The following is a 23,033-nucleotide window of genomic DNA, read 5'->3' as shown; positions in this document are numbered from 1 at the left end:
GTCAGCCTATGTGCGGAAGCTGACCATGCCCAACATCGTCAACGGGGCGAGACTGGTGCCATGGCCGACTTCCGCATCGAGCACGACACCATGGGCGAGGTCCGCGTGCCCGCCGCCGCGCTGTGGCGCGCGCAGACCCAGCGCGCCGTCGAGAACTTCCCGATCTCCGGGCGTGGCCTGGAGCGGACCCAGATCCGGGCGCTCGGCCTGCTCAAGGCCGCCGCCGCGCGGGTGAACGGCCGTATCGGCGGGCTCGACGCCGACCTGGCCGAGGCGATCGCCGCCGCCGCGCAGGAGGTCGCCGACGGCGCCCACGACGACCAGTTCCCGATCGACGTGTTCCAGACCGGCTCGGGCACGTCGTCCAACATGAACGCCAACGAGGTCATCGCGACCCTCGCCACCCGCGCCCTCGGCCGCGACGTGCACCCGAACGACCACGTCAACGCGTCCCAGTCGTCCAACGACACCTTCCCGACGACGCTGCGTCTCGCGGCCACGGAAGCGCTGGTCGCCGAGGTGATTCCGGCGCTGGAGCGGCTCGCCGAGGCCATCGAGGCCCGCGCGGCGGAATGGGCGGAAGTAGTCAAATCGGGTCGCACGCACCTGATGGACGCCGTCCCGGTGACCCTGGGCGACGAGGCCGGAGCCTGGGCCGCCCAGGTCCGCTACGGCGTCGAGCGGCTGCGGTCGGTGCTCCCCCGCCTCGGCGAGCTGCCGATCGGCGGAACGGCCGTGGGCAGCGGTCTCAACGCGCCAGCCGGGTTCGGCGCGGCGGTGTCGGCGGAGTTGGCGCGCGTCACCGGCCTGCCGGTCACCGAGGCCCGCGACCACTTCGAGGCACAGGCCACCCAGGACTCGGTGGTCGAGGCGTCCGGGCAGCTCCGCACGGTCGCGGTGTCCCTGTTCAAGATCGCCAACGACCTGCGTTGGCTCGGTTCGGGCCCGCGCACCGGCCTCGCGGAGTTGCGGCTGCCGGACCTGCAACCCGGGTCGTCGATCATGCCGGGCAAGGTCAACCCGGTCATCCCGGAGGCGACGATGATGGTCGTCGCCCAGGTGATCGGCAACGACGCGGCCGTGGCATTCGCGGGTACGCAGGGCAATTTTCAGCTCAACGTGATGCTGCCGGTGATCGCCCGCAACATCCTGGAGTCGGCCCGCCTGCTCGCCGCCGTCGCCCGGCTCATGGCCGAGAAGGTGATCACGGGTGTCGAGGCGGACGTCGACCGACTGCGCGAGTTCGCCGAGTCGTCCCCGTCGATCGTCACGCCCCTCAACGCCTACCTGGGCTACGAGGAGGCCGCGTCGATCGCCAAGCAGTCGCTCAAGGAGCGGCGCACGATCCGTGCGGTCGTCCTGGAACGCGGCCACGTGGACAACGGCAAACTCACCCTGGCCCAACTCGACAAGGCCCTGGACGTCCTGGACATGGCCCACGGCGGCCATTGACCCTCACGTCGTGACAACTGTCCGTGGTCTTTGCGACACTCCCTGTGGCTGTACCGGCCAGGCTTCTGCCGTTCTGGTCATGTACTGCCAGGCGGAGTAGTCCCGGACGCGCCACGCGGCGCACCACCATCGGCCCGAGCACCGGGGAGGCATGCGCACATGAGCAGTAGAACGCGAGGCAAGGTTCGGAACAAGATTGTCGGAATCCTGGTAGTCGTGATCGTCGTAACACAGGTTCCGCCAGTCCGACGCGTGGCCGTCGACGTTCCGATACTCGGCGGTATCGTCGCCCAGGCTCCGTCCGTCATCGAACTGTTCCAACCAAACATGAACTACGCGGTAGCGCCCGGCGCCAATCCCCTCGTCAAGCAGTGCGCGCCGACCCAGATACTCAACGACAAGAAATGTGACAAATACAAAATTGTCATCATCGATGCCCGCAAAATGTCCTACATCGCACGCAATATCCAAACGGCCTGGCTGGACGGCAAGGCCTTTATCCTGCACAAGGACTCGATCGGTCGCGACTCTCGATATACCGAGGTCTGCAAGCGGAACTTCACCAAGAAGTATGAAAATGGATCTTGCGACGAATATCCTTTTGCTTCGTCGCAAGAGGGCGGAAAGGGCGCCCGGACCGAAGAGGTTCATCCCGACGAGCAGAACTGTCAGGGCGGAACACTCAGCACCTCCTACCGGTATCAGAATATCAAAGACGGCGAGGCATATCTAGTGGTGATTTCCAACCCTGATCAGATCGCGAAGCAGCCGTGGCAAGGTCAGGCCGTGAGGCCGATCCAATGCTAAATCGGCATCAGTGGGCAGACAAGGAGTACGACCTGGCCTGGACCGTCGCGGTCGTATCAGACCGCAATCCCGACGACGTCGTAAAGGCATACGGAGGTGATCCGTCCAGCCCCATGGATCAGGCAACCTTCGAGGAATCATGGGTGCCCGAAGACAACTTTGGAGAATATTTCCATGTCCAAATTTTGACGCACGGCGGCTACGTCATCGCGATAGAACAAAACGGATGGACGGGCAGCATTCCCGAGGTGGCTCGTCGCGCGTCTGCGGGCGGCCGGTTCTTCAGCGTCCACTGGAACGTCAACGGCGTATACCGGATCGTTCAGGCAGCCGAAGGTCAAGTCTCGGCACTATTCGATCCGATGTCCGCGAACGGGCCGGTCGAACTGGGCGAAGTTCGCCCTGCCTGGGCGAGCGAAACCGTGTTCGAAGTGGACCACCTACGCTCGACTTGCCTACACGTCATGGAACAGCAGACCGGGCTGGCATTCGATCGGAACTGGCTGGACCGAAGGCTTCCACTCTATCGAATCCCGCCGCCGAGAGTGCTGTTGGCTGGAATCGAAAACGCTTGGATCGCGTAGTGTTGAACGTTGGGTAGGCCCAGGTCCGCGAGGGCTTGCTGATTGGCTTGCCCAAAGGCCAGCGCAGCGGCGGCGACAGCCTGGTTCGCCGCCATCCACGCCGCGTGCACAGCGCACCGCACGCGCATGTCCTCGACGTCCAAGACAACCCTCCACCCAGGATTCATCGATGTGTCCTCAGCCATTGCCCGCTGTTTCCGCCACCCCGAGCAAGACGGCCTCGGCACTGGACGCCACCGTGCCGACGTCGTCGTTGTCGGCGAGAGCTTCAAGTTCCGCCTGTGCCACTGCCTCCCGTCCTGTCCCGCGCCACTTGAGTCGGTGGATATTGAACGGGACTAGGAAGTGATCAGAGGTTAGACGTGTTGCGACGGCTGGGAACTACGCTGGAATCCGGTAGGTCGGCAGCGGACCAGTGAGCCAGGCCGGATCCAGTGTCAGACCGGTCTGTTGCTCAACGACCGCCAGCAAGACCGCGTGCAAGTTGTCGTCGGTGAACACCACATCCGTGATCCAGTCCGGGTAGGTCTCACCAACCGGGGCCGGGTACTGGACGGTGAGCGGATCGAATGAGGCCAGCACCTTGCCGTCCCTGGCCTGCGTCAGTTTGTAGTTGGCGTTGAGGTTCCAGAAGATGCTCAGGTAGCCCCCGCCGCTTCGGGAGGCACGTTCGGCGACCTCGGCAACCTGGCCGCGCCAGCCGTTGTTCTCGACAGCCACGACGAAGCGGCCAACCTGCCGTACTTGCAGGAGTGAGTACGCGCCTAGCTCTTTCGGCGGCACCTGGGCGCGGGTGAACGGCAGAGTTTCGGCGGGGTGGCCTGGGTCGCCGCCGTAGGCGCGGATCACCTCGTCCGTTGTGCGGCCGGTGACGACGGCCAGCGTCCACGCCAGGTTGGTGTCTTCGTCTGCCCAGGCGTAGCGGCGAACCTGTTCTAGCCCAAGCATGTGTCCACCTTTACTTCCTGGCCTGCCCATGGCGCTGCGGCGATCTTGTCGGGATTGCTGATGACCACCAGGTAGGCGTCGCCTTCGTTGATCGGCAGGCGCTGATAGGCGGAGCTGATCGTGCCGCCCTGGCAGAACTGCTCATCCTCGTGCACTTCCTCCGCCCGTGCACCTGAACCGCCCTCACGGCTGGAGGCGAAGGAAAACTCATCGCACGAGCCACGAGGATAGGTCTTCTTGAACGACGAGCCGCAGACCTTGCCGCGCTTGGCACGGGCGTTGGCCGACTCGCGGTGCAGGATGGCGGGCTGCCCTTCGGCCCAGGCCAACCTGATGTTGCGGGCGATGAAAGACATCTTGCCCGCGTCGATGACGACCACCTTGACGTCACCACACTGGCGGGTGGTCAGGGTGACTTGTGCCGTGCACTGCTCGACCTTGGACTTACCGTCACCACCGACAAGGAGTTGGTGGCCGTTGTCCGCGACGATCACCGGGTCGTTACTGCCGAGCAGGTCTCCCACAGTGTCCGTGACCGCGTCCAGGCCGAAGTAGGCGATCAGTCCGGCAACGGCCAACACGGGCAGGAGCAGACCGGTCTTGGTCTTGGCCATACTGCCTCCTGATGGCTACGGACGGTGTGCCGTCGGACACTGGTTGTTGATGGCGTAGAGCCGGAATACTGCTCGGGACAGCCCGGAACTCGCCGCGTTACGTTGGCTGCCATCAGACTCGTGCGCGGCGCACCGCCTGCCGAGGTCTTCGGCGTCCTCAGATTGATTCGGCGCGGACGGTGGTCAGCAATGCGGTGACGGAGGCGGCGGGCATCAGCAGCGCCGGGCCTGCCGGGTTCTTCGAGTCCCGCACGGCGGCCACCGCGCCGGGGAACGCCACCTCCACACAGTTCGAGGTGTTGGTGCTGCGGGTGCTCTTGCGCCAGCGGGCGGTGCTCAGGTCCAGCGCAGACATGCCGCGCTCCTCTCGTCTTCATCAGCTCGACTCGGCCGCGATCGCCGCGAGCCGCTCGGCCGTTGCATCGGGTGCAAGGGCCGCGTTCAGGATATTCCGCAGCGCCAGCCGATAGCCCGCGAGGTCGGCATCCTCTTCCAAGAACATGCCGGTGTCCTGGTTCTCCACGTGCACCAAGGCTGGTTCCTCGGCGAACTCCAGGATCACGAAGGGACCTCGCAGTCCAGCGTGAGCGCCCGAACTAGTCGGCACCAATCGCACACCGATGTTGCGCCGCTCCATCAAGTCCAACAGGCGGCGCAACTGGCGGGCCATCACGCCCTTGCCGCCAACCGGCATCCGTAGCGCCGCCTCGTGGACCACAGCAAGGTACTGCGGGGCATTTGACCTGGTCAGCAGGGTTTGCCGTGCCATCCGGGACGCAACCAGGTTGTCCAGTTCGGCATCGGAAAGCGTCGGTTCAGTGCCCTGGATCAGGGCGGCGGTGTATTCGTCGGTCTGCAAGAGTCCGGGCACCACCAGCGGCTCGTAGTTCTGGATTCGGGTTGCCTTGTTCTCGAAGTCGATCAAGGCGCGCCACAGGGTGGGGAGTCCGGCCTGGCGTTCCCACCAGCCTTTCTGGTCGCCGCGTTTGAGCAGGTCCAGGAGTTCCTGGCGGCGTCTGGCCGACACCTCGAAGAAGCCCAGCAGCGCGGCGACGTCCTCCACCTGCAAACCACTGTTCCCCGTCTCCATCCGGCTGATCTTGCTGGCCGACGCGCCGAGCCGCTCACCTACCTCGGCGCAGCTCAATCCCTTGTCCTCGCGCAGTTTCCGCAGTTCGGCGGCGACTGTCCTGGACCTGACCGACGTGTGTGGGTTTCCCGGCATGGCGGCATCTTCGCGGCTTGCGCGGCTCAGTTGCAATCACACGATTGGGTTATAGCGTGCACCGCATGCAACGAGCGACGCTGACTTCCCCCAATGGGCTAGAGGATAGCTGGAGGCTCCACAGTGGATGAACAGCAGATCGCCGCGATGCACCAGGAGATCATGAACCGCGTCCCGGTCGAGAAGACGTGGTCGGTGGGCGGACGCGACGGGCAAGGGGCGGCCAGGATGACCATGCGCATGCCCGACGTGACGATCACCGATGGCGAGGGCAGGCACATCGTGCTCACGCCGGGACAGTCCGCCGTGATCGGCCGCTACATGAGCGAAACGCTGGACTGGCTCGAAGAGTTCGACCCGGAATCGGCGTGACCCCGGCGCAGTCCGACAACGCAGCCCAGTCCGACGACGCACACGCCTGCCACCGCCGCCGCCGTCAGCGGCTCCGCGCCCAACGCCACCGACACGACCAGACCGGCCACCGGCATGACCCCGATCAGCACGCCCGCCCGGTCCGCGCCGAGCACCCCGACGGCGTGGTACCAGATGCAGAAGGCGACCACGGTGAGCACGGCGACGACGAGCAGCGCGGTGGCCTCCCGGCCGGACGGAGCCCGCCACGCCGCTGAATCGTCCACAAAGGACGCAAGAGCGGCACCCGACACCGCCGCGATCACGTGGCACCACAGGGAAACCGACAGTCCGCCCCGCCTGCGCACCACCGCGACCGCGAACAGGGTGAAGCCCGCCTCGCACAGCATGGTGAGCACGGCCAGCAGCAGGCCGGGACCGGACCAGGTGCCGCCGCCGGAGAGGATCACCACGCCCGCGACCACGACGCCCGCGCCGAACAGCGTGCGGACGGCGGGCCGGGTGCGCGCCAACAGTGGCACGGCGACCGCGAGCACCAGTGGACTCCCGCCGAGGACGGCGGCCACCAGGCCGGGGTCGGCGTGCCGCTGGGCGGCGATCATGCACGCGTTGAAGCCGAGCATCCCCACCGCGACGATGGCGAGCAGCGCGGGCACGTCCGCCAGACGCGGGCGGGTGAGCCGGGAGCCGCGCGCGAGCGCCCAGCCGAGCAGCAGCACCGCGCCGAGCCCGTACCGCATCGACTGGCCGGTGAGCAGCGGGTAGTCCACCAGCATGCCGGACACCGGCACGGAGCCGCCGATCATCGCGGAGGTGAGCAAGCCCGCGCCGATGGCGGTACGGGTCGAGCGGGGCGGGGCGAGGTCGCTGACGGTCACCCGACGAGCCTGTCCGCCGAGTGGTTCAGAAGTAAGCACCACCAAGGCCATCAAAAGATGGTCCACTTTTCGAACGCCCGGCCATACTGCCGGCGCACCTCAAGTCAGGTGGTTCAGAAGTAGACTCCTTTTCCATGACCGAGAGCTGGTCCACTTTTCGCGAGCTGCTGATCCCCGAATCCGACCTCGCCCGCAGTGGCCGGGGCAAGGCGCTGGAGGCGGCGCTGCGCACGGCGATCCGGGAGGGCAGGCTGCCGCAGGGCACCCGGCTGCCGTCCACCCGGGACCTCGCGGGCCAACTCGGCCTGTCCCGGGGCACCGTCACCGCAGGCTACGCACAGCTCGTCGCGGAGGGGTATCTCCAGGCGCGGCACGGGTCCGGCACCACGGTCGCCTGCACCCCGAGTCCGGTCGCGAACCGGTCCGTGCCAGCCGACGTCGTGCCGGGGTGGCGGTTCGACCTGCGGCCGGGACTGCCCGCGCTGGGCGCCTTCCCGCGCGCGGACTGGCAGGCGGCGAGCCGGGCCGGGCTCGCCGCGCTGTCCGACGACGAACTCGGCTACCCGGACCCGGCGGGCCTGCCCGCGCTGCGCACCGAACTGGCCGGCTACCTCGGCCGGGTGCGCGCGGTGGCGGCGGCGGACGTGCTGATCACGCACGGCGTGGCCGAGAGCGAGACGCTGATCGCGCGGGTGCTGCGCGACGCGGGCCACCGCGCGATCGCCGTGGAGGACCCGACCCACCCCGGGTCGGCGGAGTCCTTCGCGGCGAACGGGCTGACGCCGGTCCCGGTGCCGGTGGACGAGCACGGCCTGCGGGTGGACCTGTTGGCGCGCACCGGATGCCGGGTCGTGCTGGTCACCTCGGCGCACCAGTTCCCGCTGGGCGTGGTGCTCAGCCCGGAGCGCAGGCGCGCGCTGGTCGCCTGGGCCCGCGACCGCGACGGGCTGATCCTGGAAGACGACTACGACGCCGAGCACCGCTACGACCGGCCCGCCGTGTGCTCCACCCAGGTCCTCGACAGCGAGCGCGTGGTCTACCTCGGCAGCGTCAGCAAAGTGCTGGCGCCCGCGCTGCGGCTGGGCTGGATGGTGGTCCCGCCCGCGCTGCGCGACCGGCTCGTGGACCGCAAACGGTTGTCGGACCTCGGTTGCTCGCCCCTGCCGCAGGCCGCGCTCGCGCACCTGGTGCGCTCCGGCGGCTACGACCGGCACCTGCGCCGCACCCGACTGCTCTACCGACGCCGCCGCGACGCGCTGCTGGCCGCCGTCGACGCGGAACTGCCCGACTGGCGGCCCCACGGCGTCGCGGCGGGCCTGCACCTGGTGCTGCGACTGCCGGACGGCACCGACGACGCGGCGTTGCAACTACGGCTGGCCAAGCGCGGCGTCAACGCTCCCGCGCTGTCCGGTTACGCCCTCACCCGCGCGCCGTTTCCCGGCCTGGTGGTCGGCTATGCCGCGCTCAGCCCCGACCGGCTGCGCGGCGCGGTGCGCGAGATGGCCGACGCGGTCAGGTCGCGCGGTGGTCGAAGAACTTGACCAACACGCCCGTGGTGTCGCCTCCGTGGGGATGGGTTCGGGCGGCTGGGCGGGGCTGCGCACGATCGCCACCTGGGGCGGCGCGGCTGCCGGGGGCGCGGCGGGTTCCCGCGCGGCACAACCGGCGGCACCGACGACCGCGACGCACATCGCGGCAATCACACGGCGGGCAACGCGCATCGGAACGCTCCACTGGGTACGAGATTTCGGACTCCCACAGCACAGGACGGCCGGCGTGGGCCGAGGTTCCCTCGTGGGCGCGCCCGGCGATTGTCGGTGGGCGGGGGCAGGATGGTGCCGTGCTGAGGTTCGGCGAGGTGGTGGCGGTGTCGACCGAGGTCGGGTCGACCCGGTCGCGGCTGGCGAAGGTGGCCGCGCTGGCGGGCGTGCTGCGGCGGGCCGACGGGCCGCTGGAGGTGGGGGCCGTGGTGGCGTTCCTGGCCGGGGCGCCGCGCCAGGGCCGGATCGGCGCGGGCTGGCGCACCCTGGTCGACCTCACCCCGCCGCCCGCCGACGAGCCGACGCTGACGGTCGCGGCCGTCGACGGCGTGTTGACGCAGGTGGCGGGCGCGGGCGGCAAGGGCTCGGCGGCCCGACGCGCGGAGTTGCTGGGCGGGTTGTTCGCCGCCGCGACGGCCGACGAGCAGCGGTTCCTGCGGGCGCTGCTCACCGGCGAACTGCGCCAGGGCGCCCTCGAAGGCGTGATGCTCGACGCGATCGCCAAGGCGGGCGAGGTGCCCGCCGACGCCGTGCGGCGCGCGTTCATGCTCTCCGGCAGGCTGCCCGACACCGCGTCGGCCGCACTGAGCGGGGGCGCGGACGCGCTGGCCGCGTTCCGGCTGGAGCTGGGCAGGCCGGTGCGCCCGATGCTCGCCTCCCCCGGCGCGTCGGTCACGGAAGCGTTGGCGGAACTGGGTTCCTGCCTCGTGGAGTACAAATTGGACGGTGCGCGCATCCAGGTGCACCGCGACGGCGACCAGGTCTCGGTCTACACGCGCACGCTGCGCGAGATCACCGGCAGCGTCCCGGAACTGGTCGAACTGGTGCGCGCGCTGCCGTGCCGGTCGGTGGTGCTCGACGGGGAGACCCTCGCGCTGACCGACGACGGCCGCCCGCGCCCGTTCCAGGAGACGATGAGCCGCTTCGGCAGCACCGTGGCCGAACAGGTCCGCGCCCTGTTGCTGCGCCCGTACTTCTTCGACTGCCTGCACCTCGACGGCACCGACCTCATCGACGAGCCGCTGCGCGTCCGGGTCGACGCGCTGCGCCGCGCGGTCGGCGAGCACGTCATCCCGGGCGTGGTCGAGCCGACGCCCGAGGCGGCCGAAGCGCTCGCGGTGGCCGCGCTGGCGGCGGGCCACGAAGGCGTGCTGGTCAAGGATCTCGACTCGCCCTACCAGGCGGGCAGGCGCGGAAAGGCTTGGCAGAAGGTCAAGCCGGTGCACACGCTCGACCTGGTCGTGCTCGCCGCCGAGTGGGGCCACGGCAGGCGCACCGGCCTGCTGTCGAACCTGCACCTCGGCGCGCGCGACCCCGACGGCGGGCCGCCGGTCATGGTGGGCAAGACGTTCAAGGGCCTCACCGACGAGCTGTTGCGCTGGCAGACCGAGGAATTCCCGAAACACGAGTCGCACCGCGACGACTGGACTGTCCACATGCGACCGGAACTCGTGGTGGAGATCGCCCTCGACGGCGCGCAGGTCAGCACCCGCTACCCCGGCGGCGTCGCCCTGCGCTTCGCCCGCGTCGTCCGCTACCGCCCCGACAAGAACCCCGCCGACGCCGACACCATCGACGCCGTCCGCGATCTGCGCTAAGGAGACACCATCGGCGTCACGCCGATCACGCGGAGCAGGGCGAGCGCCTCGACCTCCGGGCTGCCCGGCGCGGCCGAATACACGATGAGCACCTGGTCGTCCCCCGGCACCAGCAGGGCATCGCAGTCCAGCTCCAGCAGGCCCACCTGGGGGTGCAGGATTCGCTTGCGGTCGCCTCGTCGCGCGTCGACCGAGCGGTCCGCCCAGAGCCGCTCGAACTCCGCGGACTGCCCGCGCAACTCCTCGATCATGCGGTGGATGTCGGGATCGGACGGGTAGCGGGCCGCCGCCGCGCGCAGGTCCGCCAAGGCCGCCCGGTCGAGCCGCTCGCGCTCCGGCGGGTCCGCCGCGATCCGGCCGGGCCCGTGCACGAAGCGCTGCCAGATGATGTTGCGGCGCCGCACCGGAATCGCCGAGAAGTCGCCCAGCAGGGCGGCGGCCAGGTCGTTCCACGCCAACACGTCGGCCCTGGCGTTGAGCAGCATCGCGGGCAGGTCGGTGCAGCGGTCCATCAGCCGCAGCACGCTGGCCCGCGCGGTCCGGCTGATCCGCCCGGGCGTCGGCGGTGACCCGCCCGCGAGCAGGAACAGGTGGTCGCGCTCGGCGTCGCTCAGGCCAAGCGCCCTGGCCAACGCGGCGAGCACCGACGCCGACGGACGCGGCCCGCGGGCCTGTTCGAGCCGGGTGAGGTAGTCCACGGAGATCCCCGCGAGCTGGGCGACCTCCTCGCGGCGCAGACCGGGCGTGCGCCTGCGGGTGCCCGCCGACAGGCCGAGTTCGCCGGGCGAGCGGCGCTCGCGCCACAGTCGCAGCATCACGCCCAACTCGGTGCGGTCCATGCCCCCAGGATGCCCCCTGCCCGCCCGCTCAGCCTGGTACCGCCGGTCCCCGGCTCGACACGCCCTGGTCGGCGCCTGCGGACCGGAGCAGGCTCGGGCCATGACGGAACGAACGATCGCACTGGTGACCGGCGCCAACAAGGGCATCGGCTTCGAGGTGACCCGCAGGCTCGCCGAACTGGGCTGGACGGTGTTGCTTGGCGCGCGCGACGCCGAGCGCGGCGCGGCTGCCGCGGCGCTGCTCCCTGACCTGGACGTGGCCGTGCTGGACATCGACGTCACCTCCGACAAGTCCGTGGCGGCGGCGGCCGAGCGGGTCGAAGCCGACCACGGCCGGGTCGACGTCCTGATCAACAACGCGGGCATCGGCGGCGGGTGGGGCTCGGCGCTGGAGGTGGGGGCGGCGGAGCTGCTGGCGACCTACGACACCAACGTCTTCGGCCCGGTCCGGGTGACCAGGGCGTTCCTGCCGCTGCTGCGGCGGTCGACGGCGCCCCGGGTGGTCATGGTGTCCAGCGGGATGGGCTCGCTCGCGATCACCACCGACCCGGCCCGGATCGAGTCCACGCTGGTGGGACTGCACTACCCGTCGTCCAAGACGGCGCTGAACATGATCACCACGCAGTACGCCAAGGCGCTGCCCGAGTTCCGGGTCAACGCCGCCGACCCCGGATACACCGCCACCGACCTCAACGGGAACTCCGGGCACCAGAACACCGTCGAGGGCAGCGACGCGATCGTGACGCTCGCGACCATCGGCCAGGACGGCCCGACCGGCGGCTTCTTCGACCGAGTGGGTCCTGTGCCGTGGTAGGGGTCACACCGTACGGTTGGCGCCGTGCGCATCTACCACGGGCAGCCGAACCACGACCTCACCTACGACGACGTCTTCCTGATGCCGGGCCGATCCCCGGTGGAGAGCCGATTCGACGTCGATCTGTCCACATCGGACGGTACGGGGGCCACCATCCCGATCGTGGTGGCGAACATGACCGCCGTCGCGGGCCGCCGGATGGCCGAGACGGTGGCCCGCCGGGGCGGCCTGGTGGTGCTGCCGCAGGACGTCGACCCCGAGGTGGTCGGCTGCATCGTGACCTGGGTCAAGAACCGGCACACCGTGTGGGACACCCCGCTGGTGCTCACCGCGGGCGACGCGGTCGCCGACGCGCTGAACCTGCTGCCCAAGCGCGCGCACGGCGCGGTCGTGGTGGTCGACGCCGCGGGCAGGCCCATCGGCGTCGTCGACGAGACCGCGTGCCTGGGCGTCGACCGGTTCACCCGGGTCGGCGAGGTCGCCGACCCCGACGTGGTCACCCTGCCCATCGACACCCCGCCGCGCGCGGTGTTCGACCGGCTGCACGGCCGGTCCGCGTGCATCGCGCTCGCGGTGGACGGCGACGGCAGGCTCGCGGGCGTGCTCACCGAGCGCGGCGCGCTGCGCGCGGAGATCTACACCCCGGCGCTCGACGCGGACGGGCGGCTGCGCGTGGCCGCCGCGGTCGGCGTCAACGGCGACGTGGCCGCCAAGGCCGCGGCGCTGCTCAAGTCCGGTGTGGACACTCTGGTGGTGGACACCGCGCACGGCCACCAGGAGAAGATGCTCACCGCGCTGCGGGCCGTGCGGTCGGTCGACCCGCGGGTGCCGGTGGTCGCGGGCAACGTGGTCACCCCCGATGGCGTGCGCGACCTGGTCGAGGCGGGCGCCGACGTGGTCAAGGTCGGGGTCGGCCCCGGCGCGATGTGCACCACCCGGATGATGACCGGGGTGGGCAGGCCGCAGTTCTCCGCGGTGGCCGAATGTGCCGCGCAGGCAAGGGAACTGGGCAAGCAGGTGTGGGCGGACGGCGGCGTGCGGCACCCGCGCGACGTGGCGCTCGCGCTGGCCGCGGGCGCGGCGAGCGTGATGGTCGGGTCGTGGTTCGCGGGCACCTACGAGTCCCCGGGCGACCTGCAGCGCGACGAGCACGGCAGGCCGTACAAGGAGTCCTTCGGCATGGCCTCCAAGCGGGCCGTCACCGCGCGGACCCGCACCGACAGCGGCTTCGACCGGGCCCGCAAGGCGCTGTTCGAGGAGGGCATCTCCTCGTCGCGGATGCGCCTGGACCCCGCGGCACCGAGCGTCGAAGACCTGCTCGACTCGATCTGTTCCGGCGTCCGGTCGGCATGCACCTACGCGGGCGCGCACGACCTGGCCGAGTTCCACGAACGCGCGGTCATCGGCGTCCAGTCGGCGGCGGGCTTCGCCGAGGGCCGCCCGCTGCCCGGCGGATGGTGACGGGCAGGCCGGGGAGCGCGGGCTCCCCGGCCTGCCGCGCCTACAGCGAGTGGTCCTCCAGCATCTCGGTCACCAGCGCCGCGATCGGCGAGCGCTCCGACCGGGTCAGTGTGACGTGCGCGAACAGCGGGTGGCCCTTGAGCTTCTCGATCACCGCGGCCACCCCGTCGTACCGGCCGACGCGCAGGTTGTCCCGCTGGGCGACGTCGTGGGTGAGAACCACCCGCGACCCCGAGCCCAGCCGGGAGAGCACCGTGAGCAGCACGTTGCGCTCCAAGGACTGCGCCTCGTCCACGATCACGAAGGTGTCGTGCAGGGAGCGGCCGCGGATGTGCGTGAGCGGCAGCACCTCCAACATGCCCCGGTCGAGCACCTCATCGATCACCTGCTGGCTGACCAGCGCGCCGAGCGTGTCGAACACCGCCTGCGCCCAGGGCAGCATCTTCTCGCTCTCGGACCCCGGCAGGTAGCCGAGGTCCTGGCCACCGACGGCGTACATCGGGCGGAACACCACCACCCGCCGGTGCAGGCCCCGCTCCATCACCGCCTCCAGGCCCGCGCACAGCGCCAGCGCCGACTTGCCGGTGCCCGCCCGGCCGCCGAGCGAGACGATGCCGATGTCCGGGTCGAGCAGCAGGTCGAGCGCGATGCGCTGCTCGGCCGAGCGACCGTGCAGCCCGAACGCCTCCCGGTCGCCCCGGACGAGACGGACCTGCTTGTCCGGGGTGACCCGGCCCAGCGCGCTGCTGGAGCCCGCGAGCAGCCGCAGGCCCGTGTTGCACGGATGGTCGGCACTCGGCACGTCGTAGTCGGCCAGGTCGACGGTGTTGTCGTCGGCCGCGAACAGCGCGTCGACCACCTCCTGGGGCACCTCGACGTCGGTGATGCCGGTCCAGCCGGACGGGATGACCTCCCCGGCGCGGTACTCATCCGCGTCGAGGCCGACCGCGCCCGCCTTGACCCGCAGCGGGATGTCCTTGGTGACGAGCGTGACGGCGGCGTCCTCGGCCGCCAGGTTGAGCGCGCAGGCGAGGATGCGCGCGTCGTTGGCGTCGGTGCGGAAGCCCGCGGGGAGTACCGCCGGGTCCGAGTGGTTGAGCTCGACATGCAGGGTGCCCCCCGCGTCGCCGACGGGGATCGGCCTGTCGAGCCTGCCGTGCCGCAGCCGCAGGTCGTCGAGCAGCCGCAGGGTCTCCCTGGCGAACCAGCCCAGCTCCGGGTGATGGCGCTTGCCCTCCAGCTCGCTGATGACGACGAGCGGGATCACGACCGAGTGCTCGGCGAACCTGGTCAACGCCCAGGGGTCCGACAGCAGGACGGAGGTGTCGAGGACATAAGTGCGCCGGGCTGAGTCGGCCTCCTGCGGTGCGGTGCGGGAAGAGCCTGAGGAAAGGCTGGCGGTGCGCCTGGACGAACGCGAAGCGGTCACGGCAACTCCCTCGCGGACACGGCACCGCGTCCGCTCCTCGGTGGGCCGGGCACTGACCCTGGCTGGACGTTCGACTCGACGTCGGGGTTGTCCGACGTCAGCCACTCCGTCCACGAGGGCCGGGTGCCGGCCCCCTCGCGATCGTCTCTCGCTCGCACACGACCAGGGCCTCCCGGGCCGGGCCGCAGTGGACACGACCCGACACTTCGGAAGTTACCTGCGCGGACGGACACTCGGCAGGCAGCCACACAGGTGATTTTCGAATTCGTCACCGATGGGACACGTGTACGCCACGTGGCACCCACGGGCCCACATACCACGGAGCGTGACACACGGCGTCAGCCATTCGGGTGGCAACGCCGACCACGCCGGGGCCGGGCACCCACCCTCACCAGTGTCCACTTCGGAACCCCACCGATGTGATGATCACTCACGGAGGACTTGTCCACGACCGTGCGGCCGGATCGAGTGAATGTCGCCGGAATGCGTAACACGATGGAGTTTTTGGCCTGCCGAGCTATTTCGATCCAGGTAAGTTGGCTTGCGAAGAGGCGGTTCGCGCTTTCCTGCGACCCACGGACTCCTCGACACCCCCATTTAAGGAGATTTCGACGTGCTGAAGAAGGTTGGCTTCATCGCCTCCGCGGCAATCGGCCTTTCGCTGCTGGCCGCCCCGTTCGCCTCGGCGGACAGCCAGGACTTCCCCGACCACAACCCGCACTTCGGCGACGCCGTCGACCTGTTCACCGACGGTGGTGGCGCGCTGGGCTACGGCGCCGCGGCCCTCGTCGCGGGTGCGTACACCGGCATCGCGCTCACCCCGGCCCTGATCGCCGAGTCGGCCGTCAACGTCGTCGAGGGCGACTGCGACGACGAGTGCGACTCGGGCTTCGGCGGCGTGCTGGACCTCGGCGGTCGCTGACCTCCCGGAGGACTGAGGGGCCCGCGGATTTCGCGGGCCCCTTTTCCCGTTGCGCTACGAACCGAACCGGCGGTGCCGAATTCCGTAAGCGCGCAATGCGCGCAGGAAGTCCGTGCGCCGGAAATCGGGCCAGTACGCCTCGCAGAAGTGGAACTCCGAATGCGCGGACTGCCACAGCAGGAAGCCCGAGAGGCGCTGTTCACCTGATGTTCGGATAACCAGGTCCGGGTCGGGCTGGCCGGACGTGTAGAGGTGCTCCGCGATGTGGTCGACGTCGAGCACCTCGGCCAGTTCCTCGATGCTCGTGCCCGCCTCGGCGTGCGCCAGCAGCAACTTGCGGACCGCATCGGCGATTTCCTGCCTGCCGCCGTAACCCACAGCGATGTTGACCTCCATGCCGGTTCGCCCTTCCGAGCGCCGGGCGGCCGCGGAGAGCCTTGCCGCGGTCTCGGAAGGCAGCACGTCGAGAGTGCCGATAATGCGCAGCCGCCACCGGCTGCCCGGCTCGGCCAACTCGTCCACCACGTCGCCGATGATCTCCAGCAGCGGGGCGAGTTCGGCCGCGGGCCTGGTCAGGTTGTCGGTCGACAGCAGCCACAGGGTGACCACCTCGACGCCCGCATCGTTGCACCAGCCGAGCAGGTCGGCGATGCGCCGCGCGCCTACCCGGTGACCGTCGTTGACGTCGGTGAACCCGGCTTCCCGGGCCCAGCGCCGGTTGCCGTCGAGCATCACCCCGACGTGGCGCGGCGTTCGACCGCCCGCCTGCTGGACGAGCCGCTTCTCGTAGAGGCCATAAACGATGTCGGCTACGCGCCTACGAAGACTCACGGCGAAGGAGGTTACGCCGTGCGGGGGGCAGTCAGGGCAGTATGGGGAGGTGCACCGAGCGCGGATCGATCCGATATGGCAGGACCTCACGGTCATCGAGCGGCTGGTCCGCGAGTCGCGGACGGTCGCGGTGGTCGGCCTCAGCGCCGATCCGGCCCGGCCGAGTCACGGGGTGGCCCGATATCTGGTGGCCAGCGGGCTGCGGGTGTTCCCGGTGAACCCGGCGCTGCGCACCTGGGAAGGCCTGCCCGCGTACGCGTCGCTGGCCGACATCGGCGAGCCGGTCGACATCGTCGACGTGTTCCGGCGGGCCGAACACGCCCCCGAGGTCGCCGCGCAGGCCGTCGCGGCCGGGGCTGGGGCCCTGTGGCTGCAGATGGGTGTCATCAGCGAGCAGGCAGCCCGCATCGCCACCGACGCAGGGCTCGACGTGGTCATGGACCGCTGCCTGGCCGTCGAGCACCGCGAGGTCGTCGGCTGGTCCTGATGTGGGCCCAGCCACAGAGGTCGAGCCGAACAACCTACGCTGCCGTAGCCTCAGTGGTGTGACTGCTGCAGCGACCATGACCGGGCCGCCTGCCGGCTACACCAAGCCGCGGCTGCGCGGCGTCATCCACTTCTGGTCCTTCTTCGTGTCCGTCGCGACCGGGGCCACGCTCATCACGCTGGCCGCGTCCACCGTGTCGGCCACCGCCGCCCTCGCGACCTCGGTGTACGGGGCGACGGTGCTCGGCCTGTTCGGCGTCAGCGCGCTGTACCACCGGCGCTGGTGGGTCACCGAGCGCGCCCGTACCTGGATGAAGCGGCTCGACCACTCGATGATCTTCCTGTTCATCGCGGGCACCTACACCCCGTTCAGCCTGCTCGCCATGGACCAGCCCACGGGCTACATCGTCCTCGGCATCGTCTGGGGCGGCGCGATCGCGGGCGTGGCGCTGAAACTGCTGTGGCCGCACGCGCCGCGCTGGCTGGGCACCCCGATCTACATCGCGCTCGGCTGGGTGGCGGTGTTCGTCCTGCCCCAACTGCTGGCCAACGCGGGCGTCGGCGCCCTGGTCCTGATCCTGGTGGGCGGCCTGTTCTACACCGTCGGCGCCGTCTTCTACGCCACGAAGTGGCCCAACCCCTGGCCGACCGTCTTCGGCCACCACGAGTTCTTCCACGCCGCCACAGTCCTGGCCGCCACCAGCCACTACGTCGCGATCTGGCTGGTCATGTACGCCTAGTTCTCAGGCGTGCAGGGGGCGTTTCTCGGCCAAGCGTTCCTCGGCCAACGGGTCGTGGGCGGGCAAGAGCACCGTCGGTTCCGCGCGGGAGAACTCGGCGATGGCGTCGAGGGTCGCCAGGGACGTGGCCACGTCGTAGGACGCGCCGTCGACCACTCGGTCGCACAGCAGCTTCTCGTCGTACGTGGCGTCGCCTGCCAGGAAGTAGGTGGTGTCGTCCGCGCGGACGACTACCGACAGGTGGCCGAGCATGTGGCCGGGCGTCTCCACCGCGAAGATGCGTCCGTCGGCGGTGATCGGGTGGGTGCGGGCGAACGGGCCTGCCTGCGGGCCGGCGAAGGCGATCCGCTCGGGGTCGAACCAGCTCGGCCAGTGCTTCGGCAGGGCGCCGCTGATGGTGCCGCGCAGACCGCGGGACGCCCGCCAGTTCTCGTCGCCGACGACGATGCGGGTGTTCTCGAAGTTGTGCAGGCCGTCCGCGTGGTCGTGGTGCAGGTGCGACAGCACCACCGCGCGCAGGTCGGCGTCGGGGTCGATCCCCAGGGTGCGCAGCCGCGGCCCGATCTCGTCGTCCGGGGCGACGTGGATATCCACGCCGAGCTTGAAGAACGGGTGCCACCAGGGGAAGAAGCCCTTCGTGGCGGTCCGCGCGGTCTCCCCGCTGTCGAACAGGAACAGCCCCTCGGGGTGCTCGACCAGATAGGTGTAGATCGGCAGCGGCTCGGTCCAGGCGCGGTCCCGCAGCATGTCCAGCCTGCGGCGCCACACGGGGTGGTCCATCCGGCCCGCCCGGTGCGAGGGTCGGATGCGGATGCTGCCGGTCTTGACTGCCCTGACACTGATCACACAGATAATGTACACCTGTCCAGAACTAGCGCATGGCTCTGATCAGCGCGTCCACGCCAAAGGCGTACTCGGCGTCGTGGTCGCACGACGCGAGCAGGGCGGCGGCGCCGCGCACGGCCGGGAACCCGCTCGCCGCGAGCTGCTCGGTTCGTGCCCGCACCCCGGCGGAATCCTTGCCACTGAACGAGAGCGACGCGCCGACCTCGCGGATCAGCGACCCGGTCAGCAGCGCGACGAACGAGCGGAGCATGTGCACGGCGGTCCGCTCGTCCAGCCCGCAGTCGCGCAGAACCGCGAGCGCCGCCTCGGTGAACCGGAGCGCGGCGGCGGCGCCGAGCTGACGGGTGGCCAGCAGCGGGAACGCCTGGGGATGCGCGACGGCCGCGTCCCGGAAGGCGAACGCGAGCGCGCGGACGTCGGCGAAGCAGTCCTCGGTCCGGGCGGGCAGCGTCATCCCGGACAGCACCAACTCGGCGATGCCGTCGAGCAGGTCGGCCTTGTCGGTGACGTGGTTGTAGAGCGACATCGCCTCGACGCCGAGGGCCTTGGCCAGCGACCGCATGCTGAGCGCGTCGAGCCCCGCGCGGTCGACCAGCTCCAGCGCGGCCCACAGCACGGTCTCTCGGGTCAGCCGAGCCTTGACCGCCATGTTGACAACTTACACCGTAAGTGCTGCACTGTCCGGCACCACTTACAGCGTAAGTATGCGAGGTCGGACATGGACGAAATGGCACTGCGGGAGGCCCGCGAGGCCGTCGTGCGCGAACACATGGACTCGGAGAACGAGCACCGGTTCGACGACACGCTCGGGACCTTCGACCACCCCCGCTACGAGCTGATGGCCACCGGCGAAACCCACGACGGCGCCGACGAGGTCATGGACTACTTCAGGACCAGCCGCGCGGCCTTCCCCGACCAGCGCAACGACAACGTCGTGCTGCGCCACGCCGACGACGCCATCGTGGTCGAGTTCGACCTGCACGGCACCCACCTCGGCGAACTGCGCGGCATCCCGCCGACCGGGCGCACGTTCCGCAGCCGGATGTGCGCGCTGTTCCTGTTCGAGCCGGGCAGCGACCGCATCGTGTGCGAACGAATCTACTTCGACCAGCTCTCGATCTTGCAGCAGTTGACCGGCTAATCGAGCAGTTCGTCTTCCAGCAGGCCCATCAGGATCATGTCGTGCCAGTGGCCGTCGCGGCGGAAGGATTGGCGCAGGCGGCCTTCCTCCACGAAGCCGACCTTGCGGTAGACGTGCCGGGCGCGCTCGTTCTCCACGACCACGCCCAGTCCGATCGAGTGCAGGCGCATCTTGTCGAAGCCGTAGCGGCAGATCAGCCGCATCGTCTCGGTGCCGAAGCCGCCGTTCCAGCAGTCGCGCTCGCCAAGGTAGATGTCGAGTTCGGCGCGGCCGGTCTCCGGTTGTGCGTCCCGTAGTTGCACGACGCCGATCAGCCGGGCGTCAGCCAGCGTCTCGACGCCGAAGGTGACTTTGGCGAACGAGTTGGTTGCCCGATCGGCTATCCGCTTCCGTATCGCGGCCAGCGATTCGAGGTAGCCGTCGTCCAGCCAGCGCATCACCTCGGGGTCGCTTTCCCAGCGCCACAACGCGTCCGCGTCCTCCGGCTCGATCGGCCGCAATCGCACCAGGCTCCCCTTCGGCATCGCCGCTCCCCTCCGTGGTCCAGACCGTCAGCTTCGCGGCCGGACCGCCGGGGCGCCACCGATTTCCGGCGGCGCCCCCGGGCTCAGAGTTCCGGGCCCTTGGACCGCAGGTCGTCCACGGTCGTCATGGCCTCGCGGAGTTCGGTCAGCCAGGTGTCGGCGTGCTCGCCGACCAGGCGCACGGCCCAGGCCAGCGCCTCCGACCGCGACCGGGCCACGCCCGCGTCGACCAGGGTGTCGAGGACGAGCCGCTCCGGCTGGCGGAGTCGGGTCATCACCGGCACGGACAGGGTGGTGAACAACTCCTCGGTGTCGCCTTGCCGCGCGCCCCACGCGACCTTGCGGCCGTAGCGGTGCTCCGCCTGTCGGGCGATCTCGATCCGCTCCTCGCGGGTGTCCTCGCGGTGGCGGGCGATCCGGCCGGACTCGGCGGCGGCGCGGGCCGCGTCGTCGGCGTAGTCGCCGTCGAGGGCTGGCAGGGTGCCCACGACCAGGAGCTCCTCCCGGTCGACGGTCACGGTGGGCTCGCCGGTGAACCAGCCGTCGGGCAGTCGCCCGGAGAACCAGGCCGCGGCGTCGTCGGCGGACGGAAGATCGGACTGCTGCCAGCCGCCGCGCGGGCGGCCGCTCCAGTTCCTACGCATATCGGCTCCTTGATTACTTGATTACCTCACTACCCAAGTTACGCCGATACAGCGAGAGAGCGGTGCGTGTTCGCCAGGGGCGGACGGCTCAGGTGAGGGCGGCCACGAGATCGGCGACCGTGGTGACCGGCCGGTCGCAGACGTAGCCGCGACAGACGTAGGCCGCGGGCTTGCCGTCCACCAGCGGCCGGTCGACCAGCAGCGGCGCCGCGTCGGGCTCGCCCGCCAAGACCACCGCGCCCCCGTGCGCGTGCGCCACGGCGGCCGCCAGCAGCTCGGCGCGCTCGTCCGGCGGCCCCACCACGGCCACCTGCACAGGCCCCTGGACCAGCGGCTCGGCCACGGTGAGCCAGTGTCCGGCGAACCGCGGCACGCGGGCGACGAGCAGGCCGTTGCGGGAGACCGCCTGCTCGGCCATCGACCGGTAGAGCCCCGCGCGGTCGGCGCCCACCAGCGCGGAGCCGAGCAGCAGCGCCCCCGCCAGCGACGACGCGCCCGACGGGCTGGCGTTGTCGCCGGGGTCGCTCGGGCGCCAGACCAGGGCGTCGGCGTCGTCGGCGGTGTCGTGGTAGGCGCCCGGAGCGCCCGAGTCGGCGAAGTGGGACAGGGCGGTCTCCAGCAGATCGCGGGCGGCGTCGAGCCACCGCGGGTCGGCGGTGGCCTGGTGCAGCACGAACAGGCCCTCGGCCAGGCAGCCGTAGTCCTCCAGCACGCCTGCGGCCTCGCCCGCCACGCCGTTGCGGGAGGTGCGGCGCAGCCTGCCGTCGACCAGGTGCACGCGCAACAGCAGGTCGGCGGCGCGCTCGGCCCCGGCGACCCACGCGGGCTCGCCCAGCGCGACGCCCGCCTCGGCCAGGGCCGCGATGGCCAGGCCGTTCCACGCGGTGACCACCTTGTCGTCGCGGCCCGGCTGCGGACGCTCGGCCCGGGCGGCCAGCAGCGCGGCCTTGACCCGCCGCCAGCGGGGGACGTCGTCGACCTCGCGGCTGAACCGCAGCGTGGACGCGCCGTGCTCGAAGGTGCCCTGCTCGGTCACGGTCAGCAGCTCCGCCGCCCACGCGCCGTCCTCGGCGCCCAGGACCTCGGCGAGCTGGGCGGGGGTCCACACATAGGTCAGCCCCTCGACGCCCTCGGTGTCGGCGTCGAGCGACGCGGCGAAGCCACCCTCCGGGGTGGTCAGGTCGCCGAGCAGGAACCGGGCCGTCTCGGTGGCGACCTCGCGGTAGCGGTCCGTGCCGGTGCGCCGGGCCAGGTGCGCGGCCAGCCGCAGCAGCAAAGCGTTGTCGTACAACATCTTCTCGAAATGCGGCAGCACCCAGGCGGCGTCCACACTGTACCGGGCGAAGCCGCCTGCGAGCTGGTCGTTGAGGCCGCCGTCGGCCATCGCGCGCATCGATCCTTCCACAATGGACAGTGCCTCGACCGACCCGGTGCGCTCGTGGTGGCGCAGCAGGAACTCCAGCACCATCGTGGGCGGGAACTTCGGCGAGGTGCCGAAACCGCCGTTGACCCGGTCGTAGTCGCCGAGCAGGGACGCCGCCACACCCGCCAGCACCTCGGCGTCCACAGTGGACTCCGCGAGCGGGCCGGTCTGGCTGCCCAACTCCGCGACAACCCGCGCACCCGACTCCCGCACCTCCGCGTCGCGCGCGGACCACGCCTCGTGCACGGCCGCCAGCAACTGCCCGAACGCGGGCATACCGGGCCGCGGGTCGGGCGGGTAGTAGGTGCCGCAGTGGAACGGCTCGGCCTTCGGGGTGAGGAAACAGGTCATCGGCCAGCCGCCGTGGCCGGTCATCGCCTGGGTGGCGGTCATGTAGACGGCGTCGACGTCCGGGCGCTCCTCGCGGTCGACCTTGACGTTGACGAACCGCTCGTTCATCAGCGCGGCGATCTCGGGGTCCTCGAAGGACTCGTGGGCCATCACGTGGCACCAGTGACACGCCGCGTAGCCGATCGAGAGCAGCACCGGCACATCCCGGCGCTCGGCCTCGGCGAACGCCGCCGGACCCCACTCCCACCAGTCGACCGGGTTGTCGGCGTGCTGGAGCAGATAGGGGCTGGTCGAGTCCTTGAGTCGGTTCGCCATGGCCCTAGCCTCTCAAATGAAGCTGAGTT

25 protein-coding genes are annotated in these 23,033 nt (G+C 70.3%); 12 read left to right on the top strand and 13 right to left on the bottom strand.

Features of this window, described 5'->3' with window-relative positions:
- Positions 1-60: 60 nt before the first annotated feature.
- The 3 genes from ACT4N7_RS20055 to ACT4N7_RS20045 all read left to right on the top strand — a co-directional run bounded on the left by ACT4N7_RS20055 (position 61) and on the right by ACT4N7_RS20045 (position 2,843).
- On the top strand, positions 61-1,452 hold the full coding sequence (locus tag ACT4N7_RS20055; protein ID WP_444830305.1) for a class II fumarate hydratase: 1,392 nt from the start codon (positions 61-63) through the stop codon (positions 1,450-1,452).
- A gap of 252 nt (positions 1,453-1,704) precedes the next feature.
- Positions 1,705-2,259, top strand: a complete 555-nt coding sequence (locus ACT4N7_RS20050) for a NucA/NucB deoxyribonuclease domain-containing protein (RefSeq protein ID WP_444830304.1) — start codon at positions 1,705-1,707, stop codon at positions 2,257-2,259.
- Complete coding sequence (locus ACT4N7_RS20045) at positions 2,253-2,843, top strand: DUF6461 domain-containing protein (RefSeq protein ID WP_444830329.1); 591 nt, start codon at positions 2,253-2,255, stop codon at positions 2,841-2,843. The genes ACT4N7_RS20050 and ACT4N7_RS20045 overlap by 7 nt, the downstream gene beginning before the upstream one ends.
- A gap of 381 nt (positions 2,844-3,224) precedes the next feature.
- Here the strand turns inward: ACT4N7_RS20045 and ACT4N7_RS20040 are convergent, their stop codons facing one another.
- The 4 genes from ACT4N7_RS20040 to ACT4N7_RS20025 form a co-directional block, all read right to left on the bottom strand.
- Entirely contained in the window at positions 3,225-3,791 is a 567-nt protein-coding gene (locus ACT4N7_RS20040) for a DUF6461 domain-containing protein (protein ID WP_444830303.1), read from the bottom strand.
- Positions 3,779-4,405, bottom strand: coding sequence for a NucA/NucB deoxyribonuclease domain-containing protein (locus tag ACT4N7_RS20035; protein ID WP_444830302.1), 627 nt, complete (start codon positions 4,403-4,405; stop codon positions 3,779-3,781). The genes ACT4N7_RS20040 and ACT4N7_RS20035 overlap by 13 nt, the downstream gene beginning before the upstream one ends.
- Before the next feature lie 157 nt (positions 4,406-4,562).
- Positions 4,563-4,760: a DUF397 domain-containing protein gene (locus ACT4N7_RS20030; RefSeq protein WP_444830301.1), complete on the bottom strand. Its 198-nt coding sequence runs from the start codon at positions 4,758-4,760 to the stop codon at positions 4,563-4,565.
- A 21-nt stretch (positions 4,761-4,781) separates the two neighbouring features.
- Positions 4,782-5,666 (bottom strand): helix-turn-helix domain-containing protein, encoded by an 885-nt coding sequence (locus tag ACT4N7_RS20025; RefSeq protein ID WP_444830300.1) that lies wholly within the window; start codon positions 5,664-5,666, stop codon positions 4,782-4,784.
- A gap of 87 nt (positions 5,667-5,753) precedes the next feature.
- Between ACT4N7_RS20025 and ACT4N7_RS20020 the strand changes: the two genes are divergently transcribed.
- Positions 5,754-6,002, top strand: coding sequence for a hypothetical protein (locus tag ACT4N7_RS20020; RefSeq protein ID WP_444830299.1), 249 nt, complete (start codon positions 5,754-5,756; stop codon positions 6,000-6,002).
- Here the strand turns inward: ACT4N7_RS20020 and ACT4N7_RS20015 are convergent.
- Entirely contained in the window at positions 5,948-6,880 is a 933-nt protein-coding gene (locus tag ACT4N7_RS20015) for a DMT family transporter (protein ID WP_444830298.1), read from the bottom strand. The genes ACT4N7_RS20020 and ACT4N7_RS20015 overlap by 55 nt on opposite strands.
- Positions 6,881-7,014: 134 nt before the next feature.
- Here ACT4N7_RS20015 and pdxR point away from each other — a divergent pair, with 134 nt between their 5' ends.
- Both pdxR and ACT4N7_RS20005 read left to right on the top strand, forming a co-directional pair.
- Positions 7,015-8,421, top strand: coding sequence for a MocR-like pyridoxine biosynthesis transcription factor PdxR (pdxR, locus tag ACT4N7_RS20010; RefSeq protein WP_444830297.1), 1,407 nt, complete (start codon positions 7,015-7,017; stop codon positions 8,419-8,421).
- A gap of 302 nt (positions 8,422-8,723) precedes the next feature.
- Positions 8,724-10,238, top strand: a complete 1,515-nt coding sequence (locus ACT4N7_RS20005; RefSeq protein WP_444830328.1) for an ATP-dependent DNA ligase — start codon at positions 8,724-8,726, stop codon at positions 10,236-10,238.
- On the opposite strand, the gene ACT4N7_RS20000 is transcribed toward ACT4N7_RS20005, so the two are convergent.
- Positions 10,235-11,077 (bottom strand): helix-turn-helix transcriptional regulator, encoded by an 843-nt coding sequence (locus ACT4N7_RS20000; RefSeq protein ID WP_444830296.1) that lies wholly within the window; start codon positions 11,075-11,077, stop codon positions 10,235-10,237. The two genes, ACT4N7_RS20005 and ACT4N7_RS20000, sit on opposite strands and share 4 nt — an antisense overlap.
- Before the next feature lie 100 nt (positions 11,078-11,177).
- On the opposite strand from ACT4N7_RS20000, the gene ACT4N7_RS19995 reads away from it, so the two are divergent.
- Together ACT4N7_RS19995 and ACT4N7_RS19990 are read left to right on the top strand one after the other, a co-directional pair.
- Entirely contained in the window at positions 11,178-11,891 is a 714-nt protein-coding gene (locus tag ACT4N7_RS19995) for an SDR family NAD(P)-dependent oxidoreductase (protein ID WP_444830295.1), read from the top strand.
- Between the two features lie 24 nt (positions 11,892-11,915).
- Positions 11,916-13,352, top strand: a complete 1,437-nt coding sequence (locus ACT4N7_RS19990) for a GuaB1 family IMP dehydrogenase-related protein (protein WP_444830294.1) — start codon at positions 11,916-11,918, stop codon at positions 13,350-13,352.
- Positions 13,353-13,392: 40 nt separating this feature from the next.
- Here ACT4N7_RS19990 and ACT4N7_RS19985 read toward each other — a convergent pair whose 3' ends face one another.
- The gene (locus ACT4N7_RS19985) at positions 13,393-14,781 is read right to left on the bottom strand and encodes a PhoH family protein (RefSeq protein WP_444830293.1); all 1,389 of its coding nucleotides are present in this window, start codon (positions 14,779-14,781) and stop codon (positions 13,393-13,395) included.
- Positions 14,782-15,394: 613 nt separating this feature from the next.
- Here ACT4N7_RS19985 and ACT4N7_RS19980 point away from each other — a divergent pair.
- Positions 15,395-15,703, top strand: coding sequence for a hypothetical protein (locus ACT4N7_RS19980; RefSeq protein ID WP_444830292.1), 309 nt, complete (start codon positions 15,395-15,397; stop codon positions 15,701-15,703).
- 54 nt (positions 15,704-15,757) lie between these two features.
- Here ACT4N7_RS19980 and ACT4N7_RS19975 read toward each other — a convergent pair whose 3' ends face one another.
- Entirely contained in the window at positions 15,758-16,534 is a 777-nt protein-coding gene (locus ACT4N7_RS19975; RefSeq protein WP_444830291.1) for an isoprenyl transferase, read from the bottom strand.
- 49 nt (positions 16,535-16,583) lie between these two features.
- Here ACT4N7_RS19975 and ACT4N7_RS19970 point away from each other — a divergent pair, with 49 nt between their 5' ends.
- Positions 16,584-17,021, top strand: coding sequence for a CoA-binding protein (locus ACT4N7_RS19970; RefSeq protein WP_444830290.1), 438 nt, complete (start codon positions 16,584-16,586; stop codon positions 17,019-17,021).
- Positions 17,022-17,097: 76 nt separating this feature from the next.
- Complete coding sequence (trhA, locus tag ACT4N7_RS19965) at positions 17,098-17,760, top strand: PAQR family membrane homeostasis protein TrhA (RefSeq protein ID WP_444830327.1); 663 nt, start codon at positions 17,098-17,100, stop codon at positions 17,758-17,760.
- 3 nt (positions 17,761-17,763) lie between these two features.
- Here trhA and ACT4N7_RS19960 read toward each other — a convergent pair whose 3' ends face one another.
- Positions 17,764-18,606, bottom strand: a complete 843-nt coding sequence (locus ACT4N7_RS19960) for an N-acyl homoserine lactonase family protein (RefSeq protein WP_444830289.1) — start codon at positions 18,604-18,606, stop codon at positions 17,764-17,766.
- 25 nt (positions 18,607-18,631) lie between these two features.
- On the bottom strand, positions 18,632-19,255 hold the full coding sequence (locus ACT4N7_RS19955; protein ID WP_444830288.1) for a TetR/AcrR family transcriptional regulator C-terminal domain-containing protein: 624 nt from the start codon (positions 19,253-19,255) through the stop codon (positions 18,632-18,634).
- 69 nt (positions 19,256-19,324) lie between these two features.
- Here ACT4N7_RS19955 and ACT4N7_RS19950 point away from each other — a divergent pair, with 69 nt between their 5' ends.
- Positions 19,325-19,747, top strand: a complete 423-nt coding sequence (locus ACT4N7_RS19950) for an ester cyclase (protein WP_444830287.1) — start codon at positions 19,325-19,327, stop codon at positions 19,745-19,747.
- Here ACT4N7_RS19950 and ACT4N7_RS19945 read toward each other — a convergent pair.
- The 3 genes from ACT4N7_RS19945 to ACT4N7_RS19935 form a co-directional block, all read right to left on the bottom strand.
- Complete coding sequence (locus tag ACT4N7_RS19945; protein WP_444830286.1) at positions 19,744-20,271, bottom strand: GNAT family N-acetyltransferase; 528 nt, start codon at positions 20,269-20,271, stop codon at positions 19,744-19,746. The genes ACT4N7_RS19950 and ACT4N7_RS19945 overlap by 4 nt on opposite strands.
- An 83-nt stretch (positions 20,272-20,354) precedes the next feature.
- Positions 20,355-20,915 (bottom strand): hypothetical protein, encoded by a 561-nt coding sequence (locus ACT4N7_RS19940; protein WP_444830285.1) that lies wholly within the window; start codon positions 20,913-20,915, stop codon positions 20,355-20,357.
- Between the two features lie 88 nt (positions 20,916-21,003).
- Positions 21,004-23,004, bottom strand: a complete 2,001-nt coding sequence (locus ACT4N7_RS19935; RefSeq protein WP_444830284.1) for a thioredoxin domain-containing protein — start codon at positions 23,002-23,004, stop codon at positions 21,004-21,006.
- Positions 23,005-23,033: the final 29 nt, after the last annotated feature.

Source organism: Actinokineospora sp., from assembly GCF_052390155.1.
GTDB lineage: Bacteria > Actinomycetota > Actinomycetes > Mycobacteriales > Pseudonocardiaceae > Actinokineospora.
Note: the sequence above shows the minus strand (reverse complement) of the source record. Positions and strands in the feature narration are given on the sequence as shown.

Coding starts and splice junctions, on each gene's coding strand:
- trhA (WP_444830327.1), top strand. CDS start 17,098: ATGACCGGGCCGCCTGCCGGCTACACCAAGCCGCGGCTGCGCGGCGTC.
- ACT4N7_RS19950 (WP_444830287.1), top strand. CDS start 19,325: ATGGACGAAATGGCACTGCGGGAGGCCCGCGAGGCCGTCGTGCGCGAA.
- ACT4N7_RS19940 (WP_444830285.1), bottom strand. CDS start 20,915: ATGCGTAGGAACTGGAGCGGCCGCCCGCGCGGCGGCTGGCAGCAGTCC.
- ACT4N7_RS20040 (WP_444830303.1), bottom strand. CDS start 3,791: ATGCTTGGGCTAGAACAGGTTCGCCGCTACGCCTGGGCAGACGAAGAC.
- ACT4N7_RS20055 (WP_444830305.1), top strand. CDS start 61: ATGGCCGACTTCCGCATCGAGCACGACACCATGGGCGAGGTCCGCGTG.
- ACT4N7_RS20045 (WP_444830329.1), top strand. CDS start 2,253: ATGCTAAATCGGCATCAGTGGGCAGACAAGGAGTACGACCTGGCCTGG.
- pdxR (WP_444830297.1), top strand. CDS start 7,015: ATGACCGAGAGCTGGTCCACTTTTCGCGAGCTGCTGATCCCCGAATCC.
- ACT4N7_RS19955 (WP_444830288.1), bottom strand. CDS start 19,255: ATGGCGGTCAAGGCTCGGCTGACCCGAGAGACCGTGCTGTGGGCCGCG.
- ACT4N7_RS20000 (WP_444830296.1), bottom strand. CDS start 11,077: ATGGACCGCACCGAGTTGGGCGTGATGCTGCGACTGTGGCGCGAGCGC.
- ACT4N7_RS19995 (WP_444830295.1), top strand. CDS start 11,178: ATGACGGAACGAACGATCGCACTGGTGACCGGCGCCAACAAGGGCATC.
- ACT4N7_RS19945 (WP_444830286.1), bottom strand. CDS start 20,271: ATGCCGAAGGGGAGCCTGGTGCGATTGCGGCCGATCGAGCCGGAGGAC.
- ACT4N7_RS20035 (WP_444830302.1), bottom strand. CDS start 4,405: ATGGCCAAGACCAAGACCGGTCTGCTCCTGCCCGTGTTGGCCGTTGCC.
- ACT4N7_RS20030 (WP_444830301.1), bottom strand. CDS start 4,760: ATGTCTGCGCTGGACCTGAGCACCGCCCGCTGGCGCAAGAGCACCCGC.
- ACT4N7_RS19935 (WP_444830284.1), bottom strand. CDS start 23,004: ATGGCGAACCGACTCAAGGACTCGACCAGCCCCTATCTGCTCCAGCAC.